The following is a 5,379-nucleotide window of genomic DNA, read 5'->3' as shown; positions in this document are numbered from 1 at the left end:
TCACAAAACCGAATTTTTATCCTCAATTTTCTGTCGTCCTCGCTACGGGGACGCCTAGTCGGGCGCTATTCTCGGACAGCCTCCTAACCTGAATATTTCACAAACGATTCTACAGCTCGAATAATTGATGTTTTTTTGAACAAACATGGCCTGTCAGATCGTAGCAGTGTATTTCTCTGCGGTGATATTCCGTCCGGCCATCGCTTTGCTTCAGAATTTAAAAGCGTCTGCTATTTCATTGCTCACTGTAGAAGGCAGGCCGATGGATAATGGGCCCCATTTTCCAGAAGGTATTCCTCGCACGCGGTGTGACCATTCATGTTAGCCAAGTCGAGAGCCGTCCAGCCTTCCTTATTCTCCTCATTGACCAGGGTGTGGGAAATGTTCAGCAGTGCCTTGACGGTATCTGTGTAGCCATTAAAAGCAGCTAAGTGGAAAGCTGTATTGCCTTTGTTATCCTTATCGTTGATCAGTGTCCTGGAAATATCCAGCAATGCATTGACGGTATCTGTGTTGCCATGAAAAGCAGCGAAGCAGAGAGCCGTAATGCCCTGGTTATTCTCCTCATTAATCAGGGTGGGGGAAATGTCATGCAACGCCTTGACGGTCTCTGTGTGGCCATTAAGAGCAGCCAAGTGGAGGGCCGTATTGCCATTGTTATCCCCCTCTAAGATCAGGGTGCGGGAAATGCCCCGAAATGCCTCGACGGTCTTTGTGTGGCCATTAAGAGCAGCCAAGTGAAGAGCCGTATTGCGATCGCTATTCTTAATATTGACCTCGATGTCGCGATGCTCCAGCAGCTTCTTGACGGACTCTGTGTGGCCATGGCGGGCAGCCAAGTGAAGAGCCGTATTGCCTGTGCTTTTATCATGGGTGTATACACCGGCGTAACTGGCAACGTTTTGGATAATGTCTGAAACGCCGAATGTGGAAAAAAACCGGGAGCCTCGCAGATAGTGTAAGTCTTCTCATTGACCTTGATACCGGTAGCGTTCACTAAGGTTTTGACGGACTCTGCATCACCTCGAAAGGCAGCGAAGTGGAGAGCCGTCAAGCCATTGCTATCAGCGGCGTTGATATCCGCTCCTGCATCGATCAGCCATGTCAGGCGCTCAGATTTGCCCCAAAAGGCAGCTATCATCAAAGGCGTGGTGCCGACTTCATCAGTGACATTAATTTTCACTCCTTCGGTATTAATCAGCTCTTTCAAACAACTTGTGTCGTTTTCTTTTTCGATAGTATAGTGTTTGGGTGGCCTGCCGGTAATGAGGGTTTCATTGATCTTTATGTGCATGGCAAAACATTGTGCTTCGCCCTCATTTATGCTGATTTTGGTGGCTATATGCAGGGCTGTTTCATCGTTCTTATTGGTGGCATTCAATTTTGCTCCCTTTCTAATCAGCTGTTTCAGGCAATCGAGATGACCGTTATAAACGGCCAGCTGCAGGGCTGTTTCGTCGTTCTTATTGCGGGCATTGATACTCACTTCGTTGGTTGCAAGCAGCTTTGCCAGACATCTGCCATGCCCGTTGGCAGCGATGATATGCAGCGGCGTTTGACCTTCCCCGTCGGGTTCATTGATGTATGTCAGATCGTACAGGTGATGGAAAAATTCCCAATTATCTTCTCTGGCAGCAGTGTGCAGTACGGTAATAATATTTGCTCCTTGTTGTTCCAGAACGTCCCGGCCCTTGATGTTTTCCGTCTGAACAGCGATGTGCAAGGCACCGTTAAGGTCGTTCGCTCCCTCTGTGATCAGGATTTCAAGGCATTCCGTTTTCCCCCGCTCGGCAGCAGCGCACAGGGCACCGTTAAGGTCGTTCGCCCCCGCTGTGATCAGGATTTCAAGGCATTCCGTTTGCCCTCGTTCGGCGGCTTCGCGCAGGGCACTATTAAGGGCAAGTTGGCCAGGTTGAGTGCTGATAAGGTATTCAAGAAGTTCAGCTTTGCCCTCCTGGACAGCGGTGCGCATTACGTTACTGATATCCCCCCCGGCCTCGGTCAGCATTTGCAAGTAATCGGTGCGGCGTTGCTGGGCAGCAATGTGCAGGGGTGTCTTACCATGGTGATCGGCAGCATTGGGATCAGCACGACTATTGATCAGGGCCCGGACACAATCATCATGACCGTTATGGATGGCGACAGCTAACGGGTATTCAGGATGACCGGTGAGTACCGAATGGTAAGTCCGATTTGCCAAAGCATCGTTTACGTGCAGCAGCATTTTCAGTGTTTCCAGATCCCCGGTACGACAGGCACGAAACATCAAGGATTCACAATAAAGTGATTCGTCGTCAAGCTCCCTGATATCGTTCAGGCGAATCAATGGCAGTGCCGGTTGCATGCATTCACCGCATTGGCGTTCATGAAGCTCTTTGTCCTTCTGATTTTCAACGTTTAGCCATTGGGTGATGCATTCGAGATGGAAAACATGGGGTATCGGTTTGCAAGAGGTTCTGACCAGTGAACGCCCACCAAATTGTCCTCTGATATGCCCGTCGTCGCTCTTACAGGTAGAGCAATCAAAAGAGATACCTGTCGTGTTGCCTCTGACATCATTCATTGCTTTGGCCCGCTTTATGACTCAAGACTGAGGATAGGACAAAAATCAGTAGAGAAAGTTTCATATAACAGAAATTTGAACAAGACGATTGTCGTAAAAACCCCGGGACAGGCGAGGTACGTTTGTTAACCGGGATTCAAGTGACGGCAACCATAAACATCTGGCAGCAATTCAAAGCCCTGATTCCTGTGGGCGTCCGAGACGTTGCCACCATCACCGCCAACAATGGCAATGTCACCGTCAGGTCGAACTCTGGGATGGTTCGGTTATTACGGTTAAAGGTCGTGGTTACAAGAAGTCTCACTTCAGGATTATGGTGTATTTGCTGATAGGTAAACCGGATTTCACCACAGTTAATAAAGCCTGATTACCCAGTTAAAATTTAAAAGGAGCCGCTATTTTATGGCTCACTGTATAAGGCAGCCCGATTGATAATGGGCCTCATTTTCTTTCTTCCTAAGGAGTTCCTCTTTTTTATTCCTAAGGAGTTCCTCGCACTCAGTGTTACCATGCTTGTTAGCCAAGTCAAGAGCCGTCAAGTCTTTGTTATTCTTAACATTGACTTGGATGCCGTCAGCATCAAGTAACGCCTTGACGGACACTATGTCGCCCTTGGAGGCAGCAAAATGGAGAGCCGTATTGCCATCGTTATCCTTCTTATTGACTTCGATACCCTGAGCGCCCAGTAATGCCTTGACCGACTCTGCACAACCGTCTCTGGCAGCTAAGTGGAGAGCCGTCTGCCAACTGTTATTCTTCTCATTGACTTTGACTTTGATATGCTGAGGAGCGGCCAGTAACGCCTTGACCAAATCTGCAAAGCTTTGTTTAGCAGCAAAGTGAAGAGCCGTTGCGCCTTTATTGGTCTTCTTGTTCACATCAATGCCGTTTTTCTTCAACAACTTCTTGATGGACTCTGCACAGCCGCTTTCGGCTGCGACATGGAGAGCCGACCAGCCGGAGCTATCAGTGGTATTTATATCCACTCCGTTATCAAGCAGCTTTTTCAGGCATTTGGTATGGCCACCTTCAACGGCGATATGCAGTGGCGTTTTACCATCGTTCTTTCTAGCATTGACAACAGCCCCAGCCTTGATCAAAAGTTCCATACATTTGACGCTATTTTTCTCATCAGTTAATTGGAGAGCCAAGTGGAGAGCCGTTGCGCCTTTGTTATTCTTCTTGTTCACATCGATGCCATTATCCTTCAACTTCTTGATGGACTCTGCACAGCCGCTTTCGGCAGCGACATGGAGAGCCGTACAGCCGGAGCTATCCGTGGTATTTATATCCACTCCATCGTTATCAAGCAGCTTGTCCAGGCAATTGGCACAGTCACTTTTTTTATCGGCGATATGCTGTGCAGCGGCGATATGCAGTGGCGTTTTACCATCGTTCTTTCTAGCATTGACGTTAGCCCCGTTATTGATCAAGGCTCCCAAACATTTTTCCCGATTTTTCAAAACAGCGAAGTGCAAAGCCGTATATCCGTCCTTATTGGCAGTGTTAATATTCCAGCTGTGATTCAAGTGGATTAATTTTTCGTAAGAAATACTTGGGTCTTTAAACAATTCCTTCACATATTCGATTATGCCCCTGGCAAAAAAATACGGGCTTTTCCATAAAGCTGACATTATAATGTCCATTGTGTTCTGATTTCGGAACCATAAATCAATCACCTCTTTCACGCATTCGAAAGGCCCCTTTTGAGTAGCAATATGTAGGGGAGTGTTACCGTTCTCGAGACAAATTGAGTTTCCCATTTTTCCAGCAATTTTTTGACCTGCCAAGTAAAACAAGTATGTTGTAGTAACTCCTAATACTAAAGAAATACATTCACTAATATATGGAGGACAAGCTGAAATACCCCACGAATACGCTAGATATGCAGAACCAACGGCACACATAACCGCCCCTTTAGGAAATCCAGTAATACACATATTCGCAATTTCACCCACAATTGCACAAAGTGCAACAACCTTTGCACTAACAACTGCCGCTTTAATTGTGGTGAATCCAGCTGCCACTCCACCCGTCACCATTGCTAATGGGGTACACACTCTTTTATGTTCATCAACGTGACTTTGAATAGCTTTCGTCAAAGTCATGAAGCATTGGGTATAGCGATCAAGATCGTCTTTACTAGTAGCAGCTGCATCAGCTGCAGCTACAGCTATAGCTTCAAGAGCGGTGGTGCAATTACCGCCAGGTTTCAGCTTAAGCCACATCTCAAGAGCTTCTGGATTTAGATCCTTCGTTTGACAGACATTATCTAACAATGAATTGGGATCTTTAAGTAAGGGCATACTTGGTCCACAACGACAACTCCTTTCATTCAATGATTTACCCGGCTTCAGATAGTCGTATAAACAATCCAAGTGACACGCTGGGTGGTTTTTGCACCCTGTTTTGACCAATAAGTGCTTACCCAATTGACCTTTTCTGGCTGTATCGGTGCAGAAAGCGCATGGCCCAGATTCTGGAAATCCTGAAATTCTGCTGGTAGCGTCCATTGAATCACTCCATTTTTAGCAGCGAAGCTGTTGTCAAACAATTAATCTGATGATTAAGCAACCCTACAAAACAGGTCGATCGAGCAGTGTTTGGTCGTCAAAACTAACTTGAATTTATGTTCAGCAATTTATCAAACAGCCTGTATGTCAGAATAAAGTTTGCATTCATCTTTTTAATTCCCCTCAATACTGATACTCGGAACGTCTCCAGTAGATAGTGTATTTGGGCTTTGCGCTGCTTGTTTTTAGAAGTTTTTTCAGGCAACTAAGGTAGACTTGATTTATTTAAGGAGTTAATAATAT

At 46.4% G+C, this 5,379-nt stretch carries 3 protein-coding genes and 2 pseudogenes; 1 reads left to right on the top strand and 4 read right to left on the bottom strand.

The window, feature by feature from the left end; genetic code table 11:
* Nucleotides 1-242: 242 nt before the first annotated feature.
* The 3 genes and pseudogenes from KDK14_RS15925 to KDK14_RS15920 all read right to left on the bottom strand — a co-directional run.
* On the bottom strand, nucleotides 243-737 hold the full coding sequence (locus KDK14_RS15925; protein ID WP_257266160.1) for an ankyrin repeat domain-containing protein: 495 nt from the start codon (nucleotides 735-737) through the stop codon (nucleotides 243-245).
* Between the two features lie 21 nt (nucleotides 738-758).
* A pseudogene (locus KDK14_RS21820) lies at nucleotides 759-839 on the bottom strand (hypothetical protein); the annotation flags it as partial.
* Nucleotides 840-973: 134 nt separating this feature from the next.
* Nucleotides 974-2,266: pseudogene (locus KDK14_RS15920) on the bottom strand (ankyrin repeat domain-containing protein); the annotation flags it as partial.
* Between the two features lie 419 nt (nucleotides 2,267-2,685).
* On the opposite strand from KDK14_RS15920, the gene KDK14_RS15915 reads away from it, so the two are divergent.
* The gene (locus tag KDK14_RS15915; RefSeq protein WP_257266158.1) at nucleotides 2,686-2,892 is read left to right on the top strand and encodes a hypothetical protein; all 207 of its coding nucleotides are present in this window, start codon (nucleotides 2,686-2,688) and stop codon (nucleotides 2,890-2,892) included.
* A 78-nt stretch (nucleotides 2,893-2,970) separates the two neighbouring features.
* Here KDK14_RS15915 and KDK14_RS15910 read toward each other — a convergent pair whose 3' ends face one another.
* Nucleotides 2,971-5,076, bottom strand: a complete 2,106-nt coding sequence (locus KDK14_RS15910; RefSeq protein WP_257266157.1) for an ankyrin repeat domain-containing protein — start codon at nucleotides 5,074-5,076, stop codon at nucleotides 2,971-2,973.
* Between the last annotated feature and the right edge of the window lie 303 nt (nucleotides 5,077-5,379).

The organism is Endozoicomonas sp. ONNA2 (assembly GCF_024606365.1).
In the GTDB taxonomy this organism is placed as follows: Bacteria; Pseudomonadota; Gammaproteobacteria; order Pseudomonadales; family Endozoicomonadaceae; genus Endozoicomonas.
Note: the sequence above shows the minus strand (reverse complement) of the source record. Positions and strands in the feature narration are given on the sequence as shown.